Below are 18,806 nucleotides of genomic sequence, written 5' to 3'. Positions count from 1 at the left end.
AAAAGTTGGTCGTGAATCAAACCTTATTGTCGAATGGTCTGCACATGGTGCGTAAACGCCGTATTTCCCCCTGGAGCGGTATCGATAGCGAGCGAGTGCTCCAGGTCCTGGTCAACAACCTGGAAGGAATGGTCTTTCGCTGCGCCATCGACGAACACTGGACCATGCATTTCGTCAGCGATGGCTGCCGCGAACTGACCGGTTATTCGCCGGGCGAAATGGAGTTCAACCGCGGGGCCTCGCTCGAAATGATCACCCACCCGGAGGATCGGGCGCGCGTGCGCAACACCATTGCCGAGGCTATCCCGCAGGGCGGGCGCTACCGTACGCAATACCGCATCCGGCACAAGGATGGCCTGGAGAAATGGGTGCTCGAACGCGGCACCATCGTGCATGACGAATCGGGCGAAATGGTTCTCGAAGGCTTCATCGAGGACGTCACCGAGCAGGTCCTCAGCCTGCGCCTGCTGGCCGATGCCGAGATGCGCTATCGCAGCATCTTCGAGGATTCCGTCGTCGGCATGTTCCAGACCTCCATCGACGGCCACTATCTGGCCGCCAACCAGGCACTGGCCACGCTCTACGGCTACGCGACGCCGGCAGAACTGATCGCCGGCCTGTCAGATATTGCCGGGCGGCTCTATGTCGATCCGCAACGGCGCGACGAATTCAAGCGCCAGATACGCGAGCACCGTCGCGTCACCGATTTCGAATCCGAGGTCTATCGCAGGGACGGCAGCCGCATCTGGATTTCCGAGAACGCCCACGCCGTCATCGGGCGCGACGGCGAGCCGCTCTACTACGAAGGTACGGTCGAGGACATCACCGCCCAGCGCAATTACCAGCAGCAGCTCGAGTACCAGGCCACGCACGATCCGCTGACCGGCCTGCCAAACCGCAACCTGCTGCAGGACCGCCTGCACCAGGCCATGCGCCTGGCCCAGCGGCAGGGTACGCAGGGGGCGCTGGCTTTCGTCGATCTGGACAACTTCAAGTTCATCAACGATAGCCTCGGCCACGGTGCCGGCGACCGCCTGCTGGTCGAGGTCGCCCGCCGGCTCAAGGCCTGCCTGCGCGATTCCGACACTGTGGCGCGCTACGGCGGCGACGAGTTCGTGCTCATCCTCGGTGACCACGGCGGCTTGAGCGAGACCTTGCACATCCTGCACCGCATCCAGGAGATCGTGGCCAGCCCGATCAACATCGATGGTCACGAACTGCGCGTCAATTGCAGCATCGGGGTTAGCGTCTTTCCCGACGATGCCGACGACCTCGAAGCCCTGCTGCGCCACGCCGACGCTGCCGTGCACCATGCCAAGGGCCTGGGCAAGGGGCAGTTTCAGTTCTACACCGAGTCGCTCAACATCGCCGCGCGCGAGCGCCTGGCGCTCGATTCTGCACTGCGCAAGGCAGTCGAGGAGCAAGAGCTGTATGTCGTCTATCAGCCCAAGGTCGATGCCCGTGGCCGTCCCTGCGGCTTCGAGGCCCTGGTGCGCTGGCAGAGTGCCGAATTCGGTGCCGTGTCGCCGGTTCGCTTCATTCCGCTGGCCGAAGAGAACGGCCTGATCGGCAACCTGACGCGCTTCGTGCTGCGCGAAGCCTGCATGCAGGCCGCGCTATGGCGCGCGCAGGGCCATACCGACCTGCGCATGGCCGTCAACATCTCACCCACTTTGTTCCGCGAGAAAGACCTGGCCGGGCTGATCCAGTCGGCGCTCGACGAAGCCGGCCTGCCCGCCGCCAACCTGGAACTCGAAATCACCGAAAGTATGCTGATGGGCGATGTCCAGCAGGCGCTGGCCGTGCTCTACGAACTGAAGGCAATGGGTGTTTCCATCGCCATCGACGACTTCGGTACCGGCTATTCCTCGCTCGCTTACCTGAAGCGCTTCCCCATCGACATTCTCAAGGTCGACCGCTCCTTCGTGCAGGAATGCGACGGCGGCAACGAAGCGGTGGCCATCACCCGCGCCATCATCTCGCTCGCCCACAGCCTGAACCTGCGCGTCGTCGCCGAAGGTGTCGAGACACACTCGCAGATGGCCGTGCTCAACGCCCTCGGCTGCGAGGAATATCAGGGCTACTTGGTCGCCAAGCCGCTGCCGGCGAGCGATGCGGCAGCCTTTCTCGCCGCCCGCCGCAGTCTCTGAGCGCAGGGGTGCCGGCCAATCAGGCGGCCAGGCGCTCCACGGCGGCAGCGGCGGTGGTCCGTCGGCAACGTGCGGCGGCATGCAGGCTGCCGTCGCACTGTCCGTGCGCTGTCTTGCCGCAGCTGGCGCAAACCCGCAAGTCGTAACTGCCTGCCTGGGCATTCCATCCGCTCAGTCGTTCCTCGATGCGGGCGATCTCCAGGCATTCGCGGACCCGGCCGCGGGCGCCGCTAAACCGTATTGTCCGTTTTCCACCAAAACGTTCGCCGAACAACAACAAAACCCCAAGCCCGGCCGTGTCGATGTAATCGGTCCGGGAAAAATCGAGCGTAATGCTCGCCGGCCACTCTGGCTCGGCAATGGCATTGATTTTCTTGAGAAATTCGCGAGCTGCAGTGAAATCGAAATGGCTCGGCAGAGACAGGATGTCATCAAGGCTCGGGGCAGGGGCAAGGCGCAGGGTGTGTGGCACGGCGGTTCTCCATCGTTTTTCCCTTGCGTTGCAAGCTTTGTGCCCGCGCAGGAAGCCCGAGGCCGCTTCTGCCAGCGCAGTCTTCGGAGAAATCTCGCTGCTGCGGTGCACTGTCGAAAAAGGCAAAAAACCGCAGCTTGAACAATGCGATCAGCGCTACTCAATGTGCAACGGGTGGGGCCATCGGAAACGGGCAAGTCATCGACGGCCGGCGTATTCCTTGGCCAAAGCCACCGCCACCCGGGCGATCAACTCGTAGGGAAGCGGCGCCGCATACTTGAAGGCGAGATTGCCTTTTTCGTTGCTGAACGGCGCCACTTCGCGAAGAGGCGCCGCATCAGCCTTGAGCGGCGGATAGATGCCCAAGTGGTTCTTGAAGGCGGCGAAATAGAAAAACACCCTGCCCAGGCGATAAGCCGGCATGTTGTAAGCAATGCAGCGCTCAGCCTCCGGCAGTGCTGCCTCGACCAGCGACTGGATCCGCAGCAGCATCGCCTGTGCCTGTTCAGGGGCGGCGGCGTATTGCTCGTGGGAGGTGAATTTGGGGCGCTCGGGCATCACGCTTTAGCTGGACCTTGCCCTTCGTGCATGAAAGAGGGGGCGGAATCCACGTTCATTCAGGCAGCCGCTTCAAGTGCACCAGCTTGGCATTCCACTGGCCGACCGCCGCCTTGCCGCTCACACCCATGACATTGATCGTCACCAGCCAGCCCTTGCGTTCGTAGCTCAGCGCAGGGTAAGGCTCGCCATTCGGATAGGCAGCCAGCGTCACCGCCTTGTCGGCGTCGTTCGGCACGCTTTCCCATTTGGTTCCCGGCGGGTTCGACATCTTGCGCCACATCTCGCCCGACGGCGCCGGGTTCGGCCCCGCATCCACCGCAATCTTCACCGAGCGCTTATCGTCGGCATATTCGCAAGCCTTGCCGAGCAAGCCTTTGCCGGCCGTGACCACCTTCAACTTCTTGTCGAGCCGCTGCGAAAGGTAGTCCGCCGTAAACGGGCAATCCTGCGCCTCGGCAGCCAGCGCCATTTGGGGAGCGGAGCAGGCGAGGCAGAGCAGGTTGATCAGAAGCAAGCGTTGCATGGGGCACTCCTTACAGGTTATCGCTCCATTGAAGGAGCAGAGCGATGGATGTTCATGCTTTTGGTTTTTGGGCAGCGGAAGCGTTGGATTTGGTGCGCCGGGTCATACGGGCGAAAACGCCGAGTGCTAAAGCGCCAAGCACACCGCCGAGAAGAAACTTTCCAAATGCAAAAACGATAGCGGCCCCACTAACCAAGCCAAAAGCGACTGCACCATCGAGAAGGTTCAAACCCCCCTCAACAACTTTTCCCGTGCGAGATTTCGACCAAAACCACGACATAGGTAATTTCCGACGTGGAGCTAAAGGGCGCGCCAAAGGCGCGTCTCAGCAACCGCAGGGAGCGAGCTTGAGCACAGGCTTATGTTTTGCGTACTTATTTCCCAAGCCATATGAATTCCACTCGAATACCACTGGGTTCAAAGCACATCATGTGCTTTGCAGGGGTATTTCCTAATTGCTCAGGCGCAAACTCAATTTTGGTCCCGTTGGCGACGAGGCGCTTGTGAATAGCGTTCAAATCGTCCTCACTTTCAACGGAAAGAGCCACATGGTGTAGGCCAATATTTTTATGTCTGTTGAATTGGATGGAGGGCTCTTCCTTGGTTGCCCACAGAGTAAGCATGATGCTTCCGTCACTGACATAAATGGCTGGGTACTCGGGATTTCTCTTCACTTCTTTCCAGCCAAGCAGCGAGATAAAGAAATTGGCGCTTTCTTCCAGTCTCGACACGGTAAGCCCGATATGATGGACGCCTTTAGTGATTGGATTGCTCATGACCTTCCTTTAACAAACATAACGTGAAGTTGAGGCGCCTGCGCGGCTTTTCGCGCAGGTCGCCTCGAACGAAGTGTTAGAGCTATACATGAGCGATAAGTGCATTTATGTGATTTAGGAGAGCCGAGTACTTTGCTTGAAAGCCGGCGACCTGCACTTCCTTTGGCCGAAACACCAACCCCTTCTCGAATGCGAATAGCTTGTCGCCTTCGCGCTCGCACCAAATTAGCTTGGTGAGTTCGACCATCATTGCCTTTGCAGCGTCCGTATTCATCGGGCTGTTAATGCAGTACCGCCATGAGCCAAGTACGATATCCATTGCAGAGCTTAGGTGTGATGCGTTTATGCAGGTAGATGAGAACAAGGTGATCCGATCAAGATCTACCGATTCGCCCTCTTGCAGCTTGAGACCTCCACTGAACTTGTTGGAGAGATAATCGAATTCGACGCCATCAGGCAGGCGATCCATAGCGACGATGCCCATGGCGTCTTGGCGATGCAGAAAGAAATTGAACTTCCCTATTACGTGGTCAGCACCCCATTGAATGGTTGTTTCCAATGGTGTGTTCCGAACGATTGCGTGAAGAATGACGTAGGCAATGAACTTGCAGTCGCATGCGATGCAAGCACCAATTACGTCGCGTTTCGCTGTGGTGGCGGCCTCAACGGTCACTTGTTTCGGACGAGCATTCGTGTCGAACTTCAATTTGTCGCCGGGAAGATAGCCATGAACCTTCCGTATCTCCGCGATGCGAGTGTGTAGTTCTGCGACCTTCGCGGCCGAGACAATCAGACCGCCGTAGGAAAAGAACTCTACTTTGGTTCCAGCCTGAAGATTGGTTTCGTCGGTTAGTAGGAGATACATGGGCGTATAGCTCTAACTAGTATCTATGGACTCCCCCAGTTTGCAAGTAATAAGTTGTTGGTTCGTTGGTAACAGCCTGCAGGAATCTATCCGGCCTACTTTGACACCCGTCGGTATCGGCCCTGATGACATTCGCTCCGTGGAAGCCTCATTAGTAGAGCGGCCTTGATTCGACCAAACTAGTTATCAGGCTTTCTCCACGTCGGTCTGAACCGTTGTCCCATCAACTCATTTCGCTCGCAATCTTCAGGCGGGAATCTGATGAATCGGTTGATCAAAGCAAGCGTCAGCTTGCCACTTGGTATTCAGTGCCTCTGGACAGCATTGCCCAGATGATACGTGCATTTTTGGCGGCCAGCGCAACTGCCGCGACGTTGGCACAACTACGCTCCTTGAGCGCTTCTGCCCAAATGCTTTTACGATCCGTCTTGCCTGTTGTCAGGCGCAATACCGAGCGGGTGCCATGAATCAGCAAAGTGCGCAGCGTCACATCGCCGCGCTTGCTGATGGCCCCTAGTTTCGTCTTGCCACCGCTGGAATTCTGTCGGGGCGTTAGCCCAAGCCAGGCTGCAAATTGCCGGCCACTCTTGAAAGCGCTGGCATTGCCTACACTGGCCACCAGCGCTGTGGCTGTCACCGGACCCACACCTTCGATTGCCATCAGGCGACGGGCCGGTTCGCAGGCCTTGGCCAAGGTGGCTATCTTTCGGTCGTAAGCGAGGATGCGCTCGTCGAGTGCTCGCAAGCGGTCGTGTAGCTCGCCAACGGTTTCACGGGCCAGGGTCGGCAATTGCCGACCGCCCGCGCCGATGTCGGCCAGCAGCCGACGCGCTTGGGCAATCCCTTGTCCAACCACAATCCCGAATTCGCCCAACAAACCCCGCACCTGATTAACCAGTGCGGTCCGTTCGGAGACGGTCAGCGTGCGTGCCCTATGCACGACGAGAACAGCTTGCGCCTCTTCAGACTTGACGGGAACAAAGCGCATGTTCGGTCGGCCTACGGCTTCACAAATCGCCTCGGCATCGTTGGCGTCGTTCTTGCCGCTCTTGCGGTAGGGGGAAACGAACTGGGCGGCCATCAGTCGGGCATCGTGGCCCAGCTTGATCAGTTCCCGTGCCCAGTAATGCGAGCCGGCACAGGCTTCGATACCAATCAGACTGACTGGCGTATTGGCGAAGAACGAGAGCACTTCGCCGCGGGACAGCGTTTTCTTGAGCGCTGTTTTGCCGTGCTCATCCACGCCGTGGACTTGGAAAACCGTCTTGGCAATATCAAGACCGATGCGTACAGCTTTCATGGCACACCTCCTGGTCAGCTCGCAGCCTCTTGGCTGCTCTGCACTCAGTGTCCCGCTAGACGGGAGGGGGAGTCCATTTCATTAGTAGACGTCAAAACTGACGCCTAATTCGGAAACCTGTCCAATAAGTTGGCGGACAGGACAGCAAATTTGACTTGCCCGGCAAGGGTTTTCGGCAAATAACTGTTTATTCGTACAGTATTTTGTCGCCATGAAACCGGACATAGCCACTATTTCTCCTGATCGTGCTCCGAAACTCTTGGAGCAAGCGGTGGATGCGATACGCATTCAGCATTACATCTTAGGTGCGGAATGGGCTTATGTCCAACGGGTAAAGGCGTTTATTCGCTTTCATGGTTTGCACCACAAACGTGAGATGGAACGAGCGCAGTGACAGGCTTTCTGTCGCATTTTGCAACCGGGTGCGATGTGGCGGGCGGGGCGTGGTTTCGCCGATGGATCATGTTTGATTTTGGGATGCCGCCGGCCGGCAGTACACTTCGGCATTGTTTCGGCGGCATATGAGCCGTCGCATGAGGAATTCCGTTGAGCGATCTGTTTTCTCAAAATCCCGTCGATACCAATGCACCGTTGGCCGAGCAGCTGCGTCCGCAGAACCCGGACGAGGTGATCGGCCAGCAGCATCTGCTCGGGCCGGGCAAGCCGCTTCGTCTGGCCTTCGAGTCCGGTCAGCCGCATTCGATGATCCTGTGGGGGCCGCCGGGCGTCGGCAAGACGACGCTGGCGCGGATGATGGCGACGCAGTTCAACTGCGAGTTCATCGCGCTGTCGGCGGTCTTTTCCGGCATCAAGGAGGTGCGCGAGGCGGTGGCGCAGGCCGAGATGTGGCGGGCGCAGGGCAAGCGGACCATTCTCTTCGTCGATGAAATCCACCGTTTCAACAAGGCGCAGCAGGATGGCTTTCTGCCCTTTGTCGAGAGCGGCTTGTTCACCTTCATCGGCGCCACCACCGAGAATCCATCCTTCGAGGTGAATTCGGCCTTGCTGTCGCGGGCTTCGGTCTATGTGCTGAAGTCGCTCGACGAAAACGAGATGGGGCAGTTGTTCGACCGGGCACGCGACCGGGCCTTGGCCGATCTGCAATTCGACGACGATGCGCGCGGGCGGCTGATTGGCCTGGCTGACGGCGATGCGCGGCGTTTGCTCAATCTACTCGAACAGGTGCGCACGGCGGCGCATACGGCGGGCCTTGCTGCGGTGCACGGGCAATTTATCGAAGAAACCATGGCGCAGAATCTGCGCCGTTTCGACAAGGGCGGCGACGCTTTCTACGACCAGATTTCGGCCCTGCACAAGTCGGTGCGCGGCTCCAGTCCGGACGGCGCGCTCTACTGGTTCTGCCGCATGCTCGATGGCGGCGCCGACCCGCGCTACCTGGCGCGACGCATCATCCGCATGGCCTGGGAAGACATCGGCCTAGCCGACCCGCGTGCCATGCAGGTGGCCAACGATGCGGCCGAAACCTACGAGCGGCTGGGCTCGCCCGAAGGCGAGCTGGCCTTGGCGCAGGCGGTGATCTACCTGGCCGTCGCCGCCAAGTCGAACGCCGGTTACAGCGCCTACAACGCGGCTCGGGCTTTCGTGAAGCAGGACGGTTCTCGGCCGGTGCCGGTGCATCTGCGCAACGCGCCAACCAAGCTGATGAAGGAACTCGGCTACGGCAAGGAATACCGCTACGCCCACGACGAGCCGGAAGCCTACGCCGCCGGCGAAACCTACCTGCCGGACGGCATGGCCGAGCCGCATTGGTACGAGCCGACCCCGCGCGGGCTGGAAGGCAAGATCGGCGAGAAACTCGCCCATTTGCGCGAGCTGGATCGCAAGGCCGGCAAGCGCTAGTGGACATCGTCCAGACCATTGCGCTTTCTTCTGGGCTGGCCTGGGCCAGCGGGCTACGTCTTTACCTCGTGGTTTTCTTGGCCGGCCTGCTGAGCCATTTTGGCTACCTGCATTTGCCGCATACCCTCGCCGTACTGCAGCACCCGCTGGTCATCGGTGTGGCGGGGTTGTTGGCCTTGGCTGAACTGGTCGCCGACAAGGTGCCGGTGTTCGATTCGCTGTGGGACAGCTTCCAGACCTTCATTCGCATTCCGGGCGGGGCCATGCTGGCGGCTTTCGCGATCGGCGAGGTCGATCCGGCGTGGACGGTCGCCGCCGGTCTGTTGGGCGGCACCATCACGGCTGGCACCCATTTCGCCAAGGCGGGTAGCCGGCTGGCCATCAACGCTTCGCCCGAGCCGTTCTCCAACTGGCTGGCCTCATTCGGCGAGGATGGCCTGGTCTTGGGCGGCGTGTGGCTGCTGCTCGCCGCGCCGGCGCTCTTTCTTGGCTTGCTGGTGGTCTTTCTGCTGCTTGCCGGATTTGTTCTCTACAAGGTCTGGGGCTTCGTGGCTCGGGTGTTGCGTCGCGTATAATTGCGCGTTTTGCGGCCGCCTGCTGCGGTGCACTGCCTAAAAACAGGAAAAACCATGCTCGACATCCAACAACTTCGCTCCAATCTCGACGCCGTTGCCGCTGGCCTGGCCAAGCGCGGCAAGCCGATCGACTTCACCGAATTCACGGCGCTGGAAAACGAGCGCAAGACGCTGCAAACCCGCACCCAGGATCTGCAAGCGCAGCGCAACAGCCTGTCCAAGCAGATCGGCATGTTGAAGGGGCAGGGCAAGGATGCTTCCGAAGTGATGGCGCAGGTGGGCGCGCTGGGCGACGAACTGAAGGCTTCCGAAGCCCGCCTCGGCGAATTGCTGGAGAAGTTCAACGCCATCCTGGCCACGCTGCCGAACATTCCGGACGAGTCTGTGCCGGTCGGTGCCGATGAAACCGCCAACGTCGAAATGAAGCGCTGGGGCACGCCGAAGACCTTCGACTTCGCCGTCAAGGACCACACCGACATCGGCGAAGGCTTGGGGCAGCTCGATTTCGCCACCGCCGCCAAGATTTCCGGCGCGCGTTTCTCGCTGCTCAAGGGCGGTATCGCCCGCCTGCATCGTGCGCTCGCCCAGTTCATGCTCGACACGCACACCAGCAAGCATGGCTACACCGAGGTCTATGCGCCGTACTTGGTCAATGCCGCCAGCCTGATGGGCACCGGCCAGCTGCCGAAGTTCGAGGAAGACCTGTTCAAGGTGCTGCGCGGCGACCAAGATCCGCTCTACCTGATCCCGACCGCCGAAGTGCCGGTGACCAACATCGTGCGCGACGAAATCCTCGCTGCCGAAGTGCTGCCGCTGAAGCTCGTCTGCCATACGCCGTGCTTCCGTTCCGAAGCTGGTTCCGGCGGCCGCGACGTGCGCGGCATGATCCGCCAGCACCAGTTCGACAAGGTCGAGTTGGTGCAGATCGTTCATCCCGATCAATCCGCCGCTGCGCATGAAGAGCTGACCGGCCACGCCGAAGCCATCCTCGAAGCGCTGGAACTGCCGTATCGCCGCGTCGTGCTGTGCTCGGGCGACATGGGCTTCTCCGCCGCCAAGACCTACGATCTCGAAGTCTGGCTGCCGGCGCAGGATACCTATCGCGAGATTTCATCATGCTCCAATTTCGGCAGCTTCCAGGCCCGTCGTATGCAGGCTCGCTTCCGCAACGAGAAGAACAAGCCGGAGCTGTGCCACACGCTGAACGGTTCCGGCCTGGCCGTGGGCCGCACGCTGGTCGCCATTCTGGAGAATAACCAGCAGGCCGATGGCAGTGTGGTCATTCCGGCGGCCCTGCGCCCCTACATGGGCGGTCTGGAAGTGCTGACGCCGGCAGTCTGAAACGCCGCACCGCGATAGCAAAAAGCCAGGCAGTGCCTGGCTTTTTTGTTGCCCCTTATTTCTTCAATTTGAGGCCGGGGCCGTCGCCCTGCATGCCGACCATGCCTTCCATTCGGCTGGAGACGGCGAGGTAGCGTTCCTCGTTGCGCACGAGGATGTCGTAGTAGCTGCGGATGTTCTCGACCAGAATCACCGCCTCGCCACCGCGGGCGCGGCCAGCTTTCAGGCGCTGATAAACCGAGGGCTTGGAGAGCAGCGGCAGGATGCGCTTCATCTCGAACCAGGCGTTGCCGTCGGCATTCATTTGCTGGGCGAGGGTGCGCGCCGCATTGAAATGGCCGGGGCCGATGTTGTAGGCAGCGAGTGCCAGCCAGGTGCGGTCGGGCTCCTGCACTTCATCCGGCAGGTTGTCCTTGAGCATGTTGATGTAGCGGGCGCCGGCCAGGATACTTTCGCGCGGGTTCAGTCGGTTGCTGACGCCCAAGCGGTCGGCGGTTTCCTCGGTGAGCATCATGATGCCGCGCACGCCGGTGAAGCTGGTGGCGTTCGCATCCCAATGCGACTCATGGTAGGCCACGGCCGCAACCAGGCGCCAGTCGATGCCGGTGACGGTTTGGGCGTCCTGGAAGTAGCGGCGCAGCTTGGGCAGCGTGGTCTCGATCTGGCCGAGGAACTTGGTGACGTCGGCCTGGTTCAGGCGGCGGACGTGGCCGAAGTAACGGTCTTCCAGCTTGGCCAGCGTGCCGTCGTGCTGGACGCGTTCGGCGAAGGCGCGGGCTTTTTCGGCCAGTTCCGGGTTAGGGCTGGGGCCGAGCAGCCAGACGATGGGTTCCGGTTCGCTCAGGGTCAGCGTGCTATGCACGTAGGGCGTGAACTGGTTGGCGATTTCCTCGATGTTCTGGTCGATGGCGACGTAATCGACTTCACGGTTGCCGAGCGACTCGATCAGGTCGAGCACGTCGCCGGAGCCGACTTCGACCACGCGCAGATTGGCGACTTCCTTGGCCAGTCGGCGCATGGTCGCCGCCTGGCGTGAGCCGGCCATGACGTGCACGGTCTTGTCGGCCAGGCTGCTCAAGTCTTCGAGCGGCAGCGAGGCTTCGTGCTGCATCAGCATGTCGCGGCTCTGGAAAATGGCCGGGGTGGCCTGCACGCCGGGGTTGTTGCCCGGCGACAGCCAGGCCGCGGCCAGGTGATAGCGCCCCCTGGCGATGCTGCTTTCCAGTTCGTCCGGACCGACCACGACGTATTCGACGCCGACGCCGAGTTCCTGGGCGAAGGCTTCGATCAGGTCGTGCTCCAGGCCGGTGGTGCTGCCGTTTTCGCCGTCTTCCTGCTGGTAGGTCAGCGGGCCGGGGCGGGTCAGGACGACCAGGTCGTGCTGACCCGGCGTCGGGAAGGGGAGCGGCAGGCGAAGCCAGTCACCGCAGCTTGCGATAAAAAAACACGCAATTAGCAGTAAGAGTCGTTCTATCCAGCGTATCGTTTGTGCTATTATCTCGGTCCCGCGGAGAGGTGGCAGAGTGGTCGAATGTACCTGATTCGAAATCAGGCGTACTGCAAGGTACCGAGGGTTCGAATCCCTCCCTCTCCGCCACTCAGCAGTTGCAAAAATTAAGCCCGTGATTTCACGGGCTTTTTTGTTTCGGCGCGCATTGTAACCCACAATCGCCGGATCAAGAACCGGGCGGCAAATCGCTGCCCCAAGGTCCGCGGCTCTTGGCATAATCCGGGCAATGCTCGCTTACATCCTCCGTCGCCTGCTCTACGCCATCCCGATCCTGATCGGGGTGAACCTCATTACCTTCGCCTTGTTCTTCGTCGTGAACACGCCGGACGACATGGCGCGCATGCAGTTGGGGGTGAAGCGCGTGACGCCCGAGGCCATCGCCAAGTGGAAGGCCGAGCGCGGCTACGACAAGCCGCTCTTTCTGAACGAAGCGGCAGAGGGCAGCAGCCAGCTCACCGACACCATCTTCTTCCAGAAATCCGCCCGCATGTTCGTCGGCGATTTCGGCCGGGCCGAGGATGGGCGCGACATTGCCCGCGAGATTGGCGCGCGCATGGGGCCGTCGCTGGCCATTGCCTTGCCGACTTTCGTGCTCGGGCTGTTCGTCACGGTGGTTTTCGCCTTGACGCTCGCTTTCTTCCGCGCCACCGCCTTCGATTTCTGGGGCGTCGTGCTTTGCGTGGCGATGATGTCCATTTCTGGCCTGTTCTACATCATTGGCGGCCAGTATCTGATCAGCAAGGTCTGGCGGCTGGTGCCGATTTCCGGCTTTGGTGACGGGCTGGACGCGGCGCGCTTCCTGATTCTGCCGGTGCTGATCGGCGTGATTTCCGGCATCGGCTCCTCGACGCGCTGGTATCGCACGATCTTTCTTGAAGAAGTGAGCAAGGACTACGTGCGCACGGCACGCGCCAAGGGCTTGCCGGAAACCCTGGTCTTCTTCCGCCACATTCTGCGCAACGCGATGATTCCCATCCTGACCGGTGTCGTCGTGGTCATTCCGCTGCTCTTCATGGGTTCTCTGCTCACCGAATCCTTCTTCGGCATTCCGGGGCTGGGCAGCTATACCATCGATGCCATCAACGCGCAGGATTTCGCCGTGGTGCGCTCGATGGTCTTCATCGGCTCGGTGCTCTACATCGTCGGGCTGATCCTGACCGATATTTCCTACACGCTGGTCGATCCGAGGATACGGTTCGAATGATGGGCTTCGAGATCGTTGTTCTCTGGTCGGATGTGCTGGTCTGGCTGCTCGTCGCCGCCGGCGTCGGCCTGGCGCTCACCGTAAGGCGCAGCCCGCCCTTGCTTTCGGCCTGGCGTCGCGTCGGGGCCAATCGGGTGGGCATGGCCTCGGCCACCGTGCTGCTCGTTTTCATCGCCGTCGGCCTGCTCGACTCCATGCATTACCGGGTCAAGCTCGACGGCAAGCCGGGGCAGAAGGCGCAGTATGCGGTCGAGGTGTTGTCGGCGCTCGACGCCATCGCCGCGCCCTTGCGCACGCGTAACGAGAAAACCTATTCCGAACCGTTTGCCACCCGGCTTTACGCCAAGGAAACGATGGAGATCGACGGGCAGACGGTGCGCGAGTTTCCGCGCCTCAAATTCGGCGGCCAGCATTTGGGTGAGCGCGAGGGCGAACGTTGGGCCGATGTCGGCTTCACCGCTTTCCGTGGCGCGGTGCTGGGCTTCCTCGCCTGGCTGGCGGTGGCGGGTTGGGTCACTGCTGCGGTGCACGGGCAAAAAAGGGCAAAAACCGAAAGCGCCGATTTCGCCTGGGATGCCGTGCTCGGCACCTTGCTGGCGCTGTTGCTGATTGGCGTGCCGCTGCTGATGCTTGCCGGCCAGTATCACGTCTTCGGCACCGACAAGGTCGGGCAGGATGTGCTTTATCAGGTGCTGAAGAGCGTGCGCACCGGCCTGATCATCGGTCTAGTCACCACGCTGGTCATGTTGCCGATGGCGGTGCTGCTCGGCATCGTTGCCGGTTATTTCCGCGGCTGGGTCGATGACCTGATTCAGTATGTTTACACCGTGCTCAATTCGATTCCCGGCGTGTTGCTGATCGCGGCATCGGTGCTGATGATGCAGGTGATCATCGACACCCATCCGCAATGGTTCTCCACCGCCGCCGAGCGCGCCGACCTGCGCCTGCTGGCCCTGTGTTTCATTCTCGGCATGACGAGCTGGACCGGCCTGTGCCGCCTGCTGCGCGGCGAAACGCTGAAGCTGCGCGAACTGGAATACATCCAGGCGGCTCAAGCCTTCGGCGTGTCGAGCGGCCGCATCATCGTGCGCCACATCCTGCCCAACCTGATGCATATCGTGATCATTTCGGTGGTGATGGACTTCTCCGGCCTCGTGCTGGCCGAAGCCGTGCTGTCGTATGTCGGCATCGGCGTCGATCCGACCATGACCAGCTTCGGCACCATGATCAACAATGCGCGCATGGAGCTAGGGCGCGAGCCGGTCGTCTGGTGGTCGCTGGCCGCCGCTTTCAGCGCCATGTTCGTGCTGGTGCTCGCCGCCAACCTGTTCGCCGATGCCGTGCGCGACGCTTTCGATCCGAGGAGCGCCTGATGTTGCAGGTCGACAACCTCCGCCTCGGCTTCGTCGCCGGCAAAACCGCCCTGGCTGCGGTGGACGGAATTTCCTTCGCGATTTCCCGAGGTGAAACCTTCGCCCTGCTCGGTGAATCCGGCTGCGGCAAATCGGCCACGGCGCAGGGCATCATGCGCCTCTTGCCGGCGGCCGGGCGCATTTTGGGCGGCTCGATCCGGCTTGATGGCGTCGACCTGCTCGACTTGCCGGAAGCCGACATGCGCGCCTATCGCGGCCGGCGCATGGCGATGATCTTCCAGGAGCCCGCCACCAGCCTCAACCCGGTGTTGACGGTAGGCCAGCAGATCGGCGAAGTGCTCGACCGCCACCTCAAGCTGCGCGGCGCGCCTGCCCGCGAACGCATGCTCGACCTGCTGCGCCAGGTCGGCATCGCCGACCCTGAGCGGCGGCTCGACGAATACCCCTTCCAGCTCTCCGGCGGCATGAAGCAGCGCGTGATGATCGCCATCGCCCTGGCCGGCGAGCCGGACCTGTTGATCGCCGACGAGCCGACCACCGCGCTCGATGTCACCGTGCAGGCGCAAATCCTCGATCTGCTGGCCCGATTGCAAGCCGAGCGCGGCATGGCGATCTTGCTGATCACGCACGACCTCGGCGTCGTCGCCCGCATGGCGCATCGCATCGGCGTCATGTACGCCGGCGAGCTGGTCGAAGTGGCTGAACGCGAAACCTTCTTCAGGCGTCCCGCGCATCCGTACACGCAAGCCCTGTTCGCTGCCTTGCCCGAAGTCGGGCGGCGCGGCTTGCCGCTCGCCACCATTCCCGGCCAGGTGCCGTCGCTGGCGGCGATGCCGCCGGGGTGTCGCTTTGCCGCCCGTTGCGCCCATGTCATGCCCCTCTGCCAGGCGCATTCGCCTGATTGGCGTGATGCCGCGGGTGAGGCCAAGGTCCGCTGCCATTGGCAGGGCGAGGCGACGCTGGATAGCACGATGCGTCACGCCGTGACCGAACTCGATCTGCCGCCGGCCCGCGCGTTCCTCGACGTGGAAGCCTTGCAGGTGCATTTCCCGATTCGCAAAGGCATCCTGCAACGCACGGTTGGTCATGTGCGCGCGGTGGATGGCGTATCGCTCAGCCTGTCGCCGGGGCGGACGCTGGCGCTGGTCGGCGAATCCGGCTGCGGCAAGACGACGGCCGGCAAGGCGCTGTTGCAGTTGATCGCGCCGACCGACGGCAGCGTGCGCTTGGGCGGCCAGCAATTGGTCGGCCTCAAGGGAAAGCGGCTACGCGCGGCGCGGCGGCACATGCAGATGGTTTTCCAGGACCCGTTTGCTTCGTTGAACCCCCGCCTGCGCGTCGGCGAGATCATCGCCGAAGGCATGTGGGCGCTGGGCATAGACGGTCATTCCCCTGATGAAGCCATCGCCGCGCTGTTGCAGCAAGTCGGCCTGCCGGCTGATGCCGCCGGGCGTTACCCGCACGAATTCTCCGGCGGCCAGCGCCAGCGCATCGCCATTGCTCGCGCCCTGGCGGTGCAGCCGGAACTGCTGATCTGCGATGAGCCGACCTCCGCCCTCGATGTGTCGGTGCAAGCGCAAATCCTCAATCTGCTAAAGAAGCTGCAGGCCGAGTTGGGTGTCGCCTACCTGTTCATCACGCACAATTTCGGCGTCGTCGAATATCTGGCGCACGACGTGGCGGTGATGTACCTCGGACGCATCGTCGAGCAGGGCAGGGCGGAAGAAGTCCTCGCCCAGCCACGTCATCCCTACACGCAGGCCCTGCTTTCCGCTGTGCCTGCGCCGCGCCTCGAAGGCAACGGCGAAGTCATTCGTCTGGCCGGCGAAACGCCATCGCCAGCCAAGCCGCCGGCCGGCTGCCATTTCCACCCGCGTTGTCCGAAAGCCAGCGAGCAATGCCGCACCGCCTACCCGGCAGCAACGACGGTGTCGGCGACCCATGCGGTGCACTGCCATTTCGCATGAAAAAACGGCGCGTCGATGACGCGCCGTTGATGTTCAATTAAGCTGGGAATTAACCGCGCCGATTGTTCGACGATTTGGCCACCTTCGAAGGCGCTGCCTTACTGGTCGTAGCACTCGCCGATTTGCTCGGTTTGTCGTGAGCGGCTTTGGCTGACTTGGTGGCAGTGCTTGCCTTGGCGGACTTGCTGTCCTTGCCGCCAGCCTTGGCGACGGTTTTGTCCTTGCCATTCTTGCTACCGCTGGCCAGTGCGGGTTCCGCAGCGGGCTTGGCGCAGGCAGCCACCTTGCCCTTCTTGGCCGGCTTGCACGGACGGGCTTGCGGTTCGGCCTGGATGAACTGAGCCGGGGCCTGAGCGTTGAGCAGCGGGGCGAGATTGTCGCCATTGCCGCCGCCCGGTACGAGCAGGGTGGTGCCGGCGGCTAGGCGGGCCTTTTCCGGCAGGCCATTGGCGCGGGCTAGTTCGCCAACCGAAATGTCGAACTGCTTGGCCAACTGGTCCAGGCGATCGGACGATTTCAACGTGTAGGCCTGCCATTGGGTCAGCGGGGTCTGCGTGTTCTGCAGGTTTTCGTTGAAGGTCTCGACCTTGTCGGCCGGAATCACCAGTGCCGTGTCCGGCTTGATGATCGGGCGATTGTGCGAGGGGTTCAGGCGCTGGAATTCCTCGACCGGCATGTTGGCCAGGCGGGCGGCGGTCTTCACGTCCATCGGGCGAGGGGTTTCCAGCGTGGCGAAGTAGGGACGGTTGGGAATGCCCGGCAGGCCGAGTTGGGCGACCAGGGTCGCGTTGCCGAAGATGTTTTTCAGTGCCTGCAGTTTGGGGACGTAATGCCGGGTTTCGTTCGGCATGCGCAAGCTGGGATAGTCGGTCGGTAGGCCGCGTGCCTCGTTTTTCTCGACCGCGCGTTTCACGGCGCCTTCGCCCCAGTTGTAGGAGGCAAGCGCGAGATGCCAGTCGCCGTGCATGTCGTAGATGGTCTGCAGGTAATCGAGGGCGGCGCCGGTCGAGGCGATGACGTCGCGGCGCTGGTCCTGCCACCAATTCTGTTCCAGGTTGAAGCGCTTGCCGGTCGCCGGAATGAACTGCCACAGGCCGGCCGCGTGGGCGCGCGAGTAGGCCATCGGGTTGAACGAGCTTTCCACCATCGGCAGCAGGGCCAGTTCGGTCGGCATGCCGCGCGCTTCCAGTTCCTCGACGATGTGATGCAGGTAGGGGCGGCTGCGCTCGACCATGCGGCGCAGGGCATCCGGCCGGCTCTGGTACCACTGCTGGTAATAGAGCACCAGATCGTCGTTCAGGTTGGTCATCGCAAAGCCATTGCGAATGCGCTCCCAAAGATCGTCCGGCGCGGCGGTCAGATCGATGGTGGCTTTCGGTTGCGGGGCTGTGCGGATTTCATGTACGGTCAGCTTATCCTCGATGCTGGGTGCGGCGGCCGGTTGAGCCGAGGAAGGAATCAGCAGCGAGAGGAGGGGAAACTTTTCACCGGCATCGGCGGAAGCGGTAGCGGACAGGGTCAACGCTGAAAAACCGAGACTTGCACCAACCAGATAGCGGACAAGCGACAGAACGTTGCGATGCTGCATGAGTTTGGCTCCTGGCACGAACGGGGTCGACTAAAAACGTAAATTATACCTTAGGTCGTAGTTCAGCCCCGGGAAACTGCGGGCGAAAAAAAACCAGCCGAAGCTGGTTTTTTTAGAGTTGGCGGAGTGGACGGGACTCGAACCCGCGACCCCCGGCGTGACAGGCCGGTATTCTAACCGACTGAACTACCACTCCGCGCTTAAACCTTGGCGTCCCCACGGGGATTCGAACCCCGGTTACCGCCGTGAAAGGGCGGTGTCCTAGGCCTCTAGACGATGGGGACCCGGACTTACAACCTGTCGCAGTTCGCTGCTTGGTGGAGGTAAGCGGGATCGAACCGCTGACCTCTTGCATGCCATGCAAGCGCTCTCCCAGCTGAGCTATACCCCCAATTGAGAGACAGCCGAACTGCTTTCAACCGAACAGCTTGCGCTGCTCAACCGAAACCGGAATAAACCGGATTTAACTGGCGGAGTGGACGGGACTCGAACCCGCGACCCCCGGCGTGACAGGCCGGTATTCTAACCGACTGAACTACCACTCCGCACTTTAACCTTGGCGTCCCCACGGGGATTCGAACCCCGGTTACCGCCGTGAAAGGGCGGTGTCCTAGGCCTCTAGACGATGGGGACCCGGACGTTTCTTCTTTCGCGCTTTGGTGGAGGTAAGCGGGATCGAACCGCTGACCTCTTGCATGCCATGCAAGCGCTCTCCCAGCTGAGCTATACCCCCGCCGCGAA

At 61.5% G+C, this 18,806-nt stretch carries 16 protein-coding genes and 7 tRNA genes; 8 read left to right on the top strand and 15 right to left on the bottom strand.

Annotation, left to right across the window (positions count from 1 at the left end; genetic code table 11):
- Window positions 1–11 precede the first annotated feature (11 nt).
- Window positions 12–2,150, top strand: coding sequence for a putative bifunctional diguanylate cyclase/phosphodiesterase (locus WIF35_RS05505; RefSeq protein WP_412480556.1), 2,139 nt, complete (start codon window positions 12–14; stop codon window positions 2,148–2,150).
- Between the two features lie 19 nt (window positions 2,151–2,169).
- On the opposite strand, the gene WIF35_RS05500 is transcribed toward WIF35_RS05505, so the two are convergent.
- The 7 genes from WIF35_RS05500 to WIF35_RS05470 all read right to left on the bottom strand — a co-directional run bounded on the left by WIF35_RS05500 (window position 2,170) and on the right by WIF35_RS05470 (window position 6,647).
- The gene (locus WIF35_RS05500; protein ID WP_412480555.1) at window positions 2,170–2,622 is read right to left on the bottom strand and encodes an STAS domain-containing protein; all 453 of its coding nucleotides are present in this window, start codon (window positions 2,620–2,622) and stop codon (window positions 2,170–2,172) included.
- A gap of 198 nt (window positions 2,623–2,820) precedes the next feature.
- Window positions 2,821–3,180, bottom strand: coding sequence for an iron chaperone (locus WIF35_RS05495; RefSeq protein WP_412480554.1), 360 nt, complete (start codon window positions 3,178–3,180; stop codon window positions 2,821–2,823).
- Window positions 3,181–3,235: 55 nt separating this feature from the next.
- The gene (locus WIF35_RS05490) at window positions 3,236–3,706 is read right to left on the bottom strand and encodes a hypothetical protein (RefSeq protein ID WP_412480553.1); all 471 of its coding nucleotides are present in this window, start codon (window positions 3,704–3,706) and stop codon (window positions 3,236–3,238) included.
- Between the two features lie 52 nt (window positions 3,707–3,758).
- Window positions 3,759–3,935: a hypothetical protein gene (locus WIF35_RS05485; RefSeq protein ID WP_412480552.1), complete on the bottom strand. Its 177-nt coding sequence runs from the start codon at window positions 3,933–3,935 to the stop codon at window positions 3,759–3,761.
- 145 nt (window positions 3,936–4,080) lie between these two features.
- On the bottom strand, window positions 4,081–4,482 hold the full coding sequence (locus WIF35_RS05480) for a VOC family protein (protein WP_412480551.1): 402 nt from the start codon (window positions 4,480–4,482) through the stop codon (window positions 4,081–4,083).
- Between the two features lie 82 nt (window positions 4,483–4,564).
- Window positions 4,565–5,347, bottom strand: a complete 783-nt coding sequence (locus WIF35_RS05475; RefSeq protein ID WP_412480550.1) for a hypothetical protein — start codon at window positions 5,345–5,347, stop codon at window positions 4,565–4,567.
- A gap of 286 nt (window positions 5,348–5,633) precedes the next feature.
- The gene (locus tag WIF35_RS05470; protein WP_412480426.1) at window positions 5,634–6,647 is read right to left on the bottom strand and encodes an IS110 family transposase; all 1,014 of its coding nucleotides are present in this window, start codon (window positions 6,645–6,647) and stop codon (window positions 5,634–5,636) included.
- Between the two features lie 546 nt (window positions 6,648–7,193).
- On the opposite strand from WIF35_RS05470, the gene WIF35_RS05465 reads away from it, so the two are divergent.
- The 3 genes from WIF35_RS05465 to serS are packed head-to-tail and all read left to right on the top strand — an operon-like array spanning window position 7,194 to window position 10,423.
- Window positions 7,194–8,507, top strand: coding sequence for a replication-associated recombination protein A (locus WIF35_RS05465; protein ID WP_412480549.1), 1,314 nt, complete (start codon window positions 7,194–7,196; stop codon window positions 8,505–8,507).
- Window positions 8,507–9,082 (top strand): DUF4126 domain-containing protein, encoded by a 576-nt coding sequence (locus WIF35_RS05460; RefSeq protein WP_412480548.1) that lies wholly within the window; start codon window positions 8,507–8,509, stop codon window positions 9,080–9,082. The genes WIF35_RS05465 and WIF35_RS05460 overlap by 1 nt, the downstream gene beginning before the upstream one ends.
- Window positions 9,083–9,136: 54 nt before the next feature.
- Entirely contained in the window at window positions 9,137–10,423 is a 1,287-nt protein-coding gene (gene serS / locus WIF35_RS05455) for a serine--tRNA ligase (protein ID WP_412480547.1), read from the top strand.
- A gap of 55 nt (window positions 10,424–10,478) precedes the next feature.
- On the opposite strand, the gene mltF is transcribed toward serS, so the two are convergent.
- Entirely contained in the window at window positions 10,479–11,771 is a 1,293-nt protein-coding gene (mltF, locus tag WIF35_RS05450) for a membrane-bound lytic murein transglycosylase MltF (RefSeq protein ID WP_412481218.1), read from the bottom strand.
- Between the two features lie 161 nt (window positions 11,772–11,932).
- On the opposite strand from mltF, the gene WIF35_RS05445 reads away from it, so the two are divergent.
- The 4 genes from WIF35_RS05445 (at window position 11,933) to WIF35_RS05430 (ending at window position 16,477) form a co-directional block, all read left to right on the top strand.
- Window positions 11,933–12,020, top strand: a tRNA-Ser gene (locus WIF35_RS05445).
- A gap of 139 nt (window positions 12,021–12,159) precedes the next feature.
- A complete protein-coding gene (locus WIF35_RS05440; RefSeq protein WP_412480546.1) occupies window positions 12,160–13,137 on the top strand; it encodes an ABC transporter permease in 978 nt (325 codons plus the stop codon).
- Entirely contained in the window at window positions 13,137–14,510 is a 1,374-nt protein-coding gene (locus WIF35_RS05435) for an ABC transporter permease (RefSeq protein WP_412481217.1), read from the top strand. The genes WIF35_RS05440 and WIF35_RS05435 overlap by 1 nt, the downstream gene beginning before the upstream one ends.
- Window positions 14,510–16,477: a dipeptide ABC transporter ATP-binding protein gene (locus tag WIF35_RS05430; protein WP_412480545.1), complete on the top strand. Its 1,968-nt coding sequence runs from the start codon at window positions 14,510–14,512 to the stop codon at window positions 16,475–16,477. Before WIF35_RS05435 ends, WIF35_RS05430 begins: the two co-directional genes overlap by 1 nt.
- Before the next feature lie 49 nt (window positions 16,478–16,526).
- Here the strand turns inward: WIF35_RS05430 and WIF35_RS05425 are convergent, their stop codons facing one another.
- From WIF35_RS05425 to WIF35_RS05395, 7 genes are all read right to left on the bottom strand, one after another.
- A complete protein-coding gene (locus tag WIF35_RS05425) occupies window positions 16,527–18,065 on the bottom strand; it encodes a transglycosylase SLT domain-containing protein (RefSeq protein ID WP_412480544.1) in 1,539 nt (512 codons plus the stop codon).
- Window positions 18,066–18,184: 119 nt separating this feature from the next.
- Window positions 18,185–18,261: transfer RNA gene (locus WIF35_RS05420), tRNA-Asp, on the bottom strand.
- Between the two features lie 12 nt (window positions 18,262–18,273).
- Window positions 18,274–18,349 (bottom strand) — tRNA-Glu (locus WIF35_RS05415).
- Window positions 18,350–18,380: 31 nt separating this feature from the next.
- Window positions 18,381–18,456 (bottom strand) — tRNA-Ala (locus tag WIF35_RS05410).
- A 77-nt stretch (window positions 18,457–18,533) separates the two neighbouring features.
- Window positions 18,534–18,610 (bottom strand) — tRNA-Asp (locus WIF35_RS05405).
- Between the two features lie 12 nt (window positions 18,611–18,622).
- Window positions 18,623–18,698, bottom strand: a tRNA-Glu gene (locus WIF35_RS05400).
- Window positions 18,699–18,722: 24 nt separating this feature from the next.
- Window positions 18,723–18,798, bottom strand: a tRNA-Ala gene (locus tag WIF35_RS05395).
- Between the last annotated feature and the right edge of the window lie 8 nt (window positions 18,799–18,806).

The organism is Azonexus sp. IMCC34839 (assembly GCF_047047955.1).
Lineage (GTDB): Bacteria > Pseudomonadota > Gammaproteobacteria > Burkholderiales > Rhodocyclaceae > Azonexus.
This window is presented reverse-complemented; position numbering and strand designations above follow the sequence as displayed.

Excerpts from the sequence above, each read along its gene's own strand:
- WIF35_RS05495 (WP_412480554.1), bottom strand. The coding sequence starts at position 3,180 with ATGCCCGAGCGCCCCAAATTCACCTCCCACGAGCAATACGCCGCCGCC.
- WIF35_RS05490 (WP_412480553.1), bottom strand. The coding sequence starts at position 3,706 with ATGCAACGCTTGCTTCTGATCAACCTGCTCTGCCTCGCCTGCTCCGCT.
- WIF35_RS05480 (WP_412480551.1), bottom strand. The coding sequence starts at position 4,482 with ATGAGCAATCCAATCACTAAAGGCGTCCATCATATCGGGCTTACCGTG.
- WIF35_RS05475 (WP_412480550.1), bottom strand. The coding sequence starts at position 5,347 with ATGTATCTCCTACTAACCGACGAAACCAATCTTCAGGCTGGAACCAAA.
- WIF35_RS05470 (WP_412480426.1), bottom strand. The coding sequence starts at position 6,647 with ATGAAAGCTGTACGCATCGGTCTTGATATTGCCAAGACGGTTTTCCAA.
- serS (WP_412480547.1), top strand. The coding sequence starts at position 9,137 with ATGCTCGACATCCAACAACTTCGCTCCAATCTCGACGCCGTTGCCGCT.
- WIF35_RS05440 (WP_412480546.1), top strand. The coding sequence starts at position 12,160 with ATGCTCGCTTACATCCTCCGTCGCCTGCTCTACGCCATCCCGATCCTG.
- WIF35_RS05435 (WP_412481217.1), top strand. The coding sequence starts at position 13,137 with ATGGGCTTCGAGATCGTTGTTCTCTGGTCGGATGTGCTGGTCTGGCTG.
- WIF35_RS05430 (WP_412480545.1), top strand. The coding sequence starts at position 14,510 with ATGTTGCAGGTCGACAACCTCCGCCTCGGCTTCGTCGCCGGCAAAACC.
- WIF35_RS05425 (WP_412480544.1), bottom strand. The coding sequence starts at position 18,065 with ATGCAGCATCGCAACGTTCTGTCGCTTGTCCGCTATCTGGTTGGTGCA.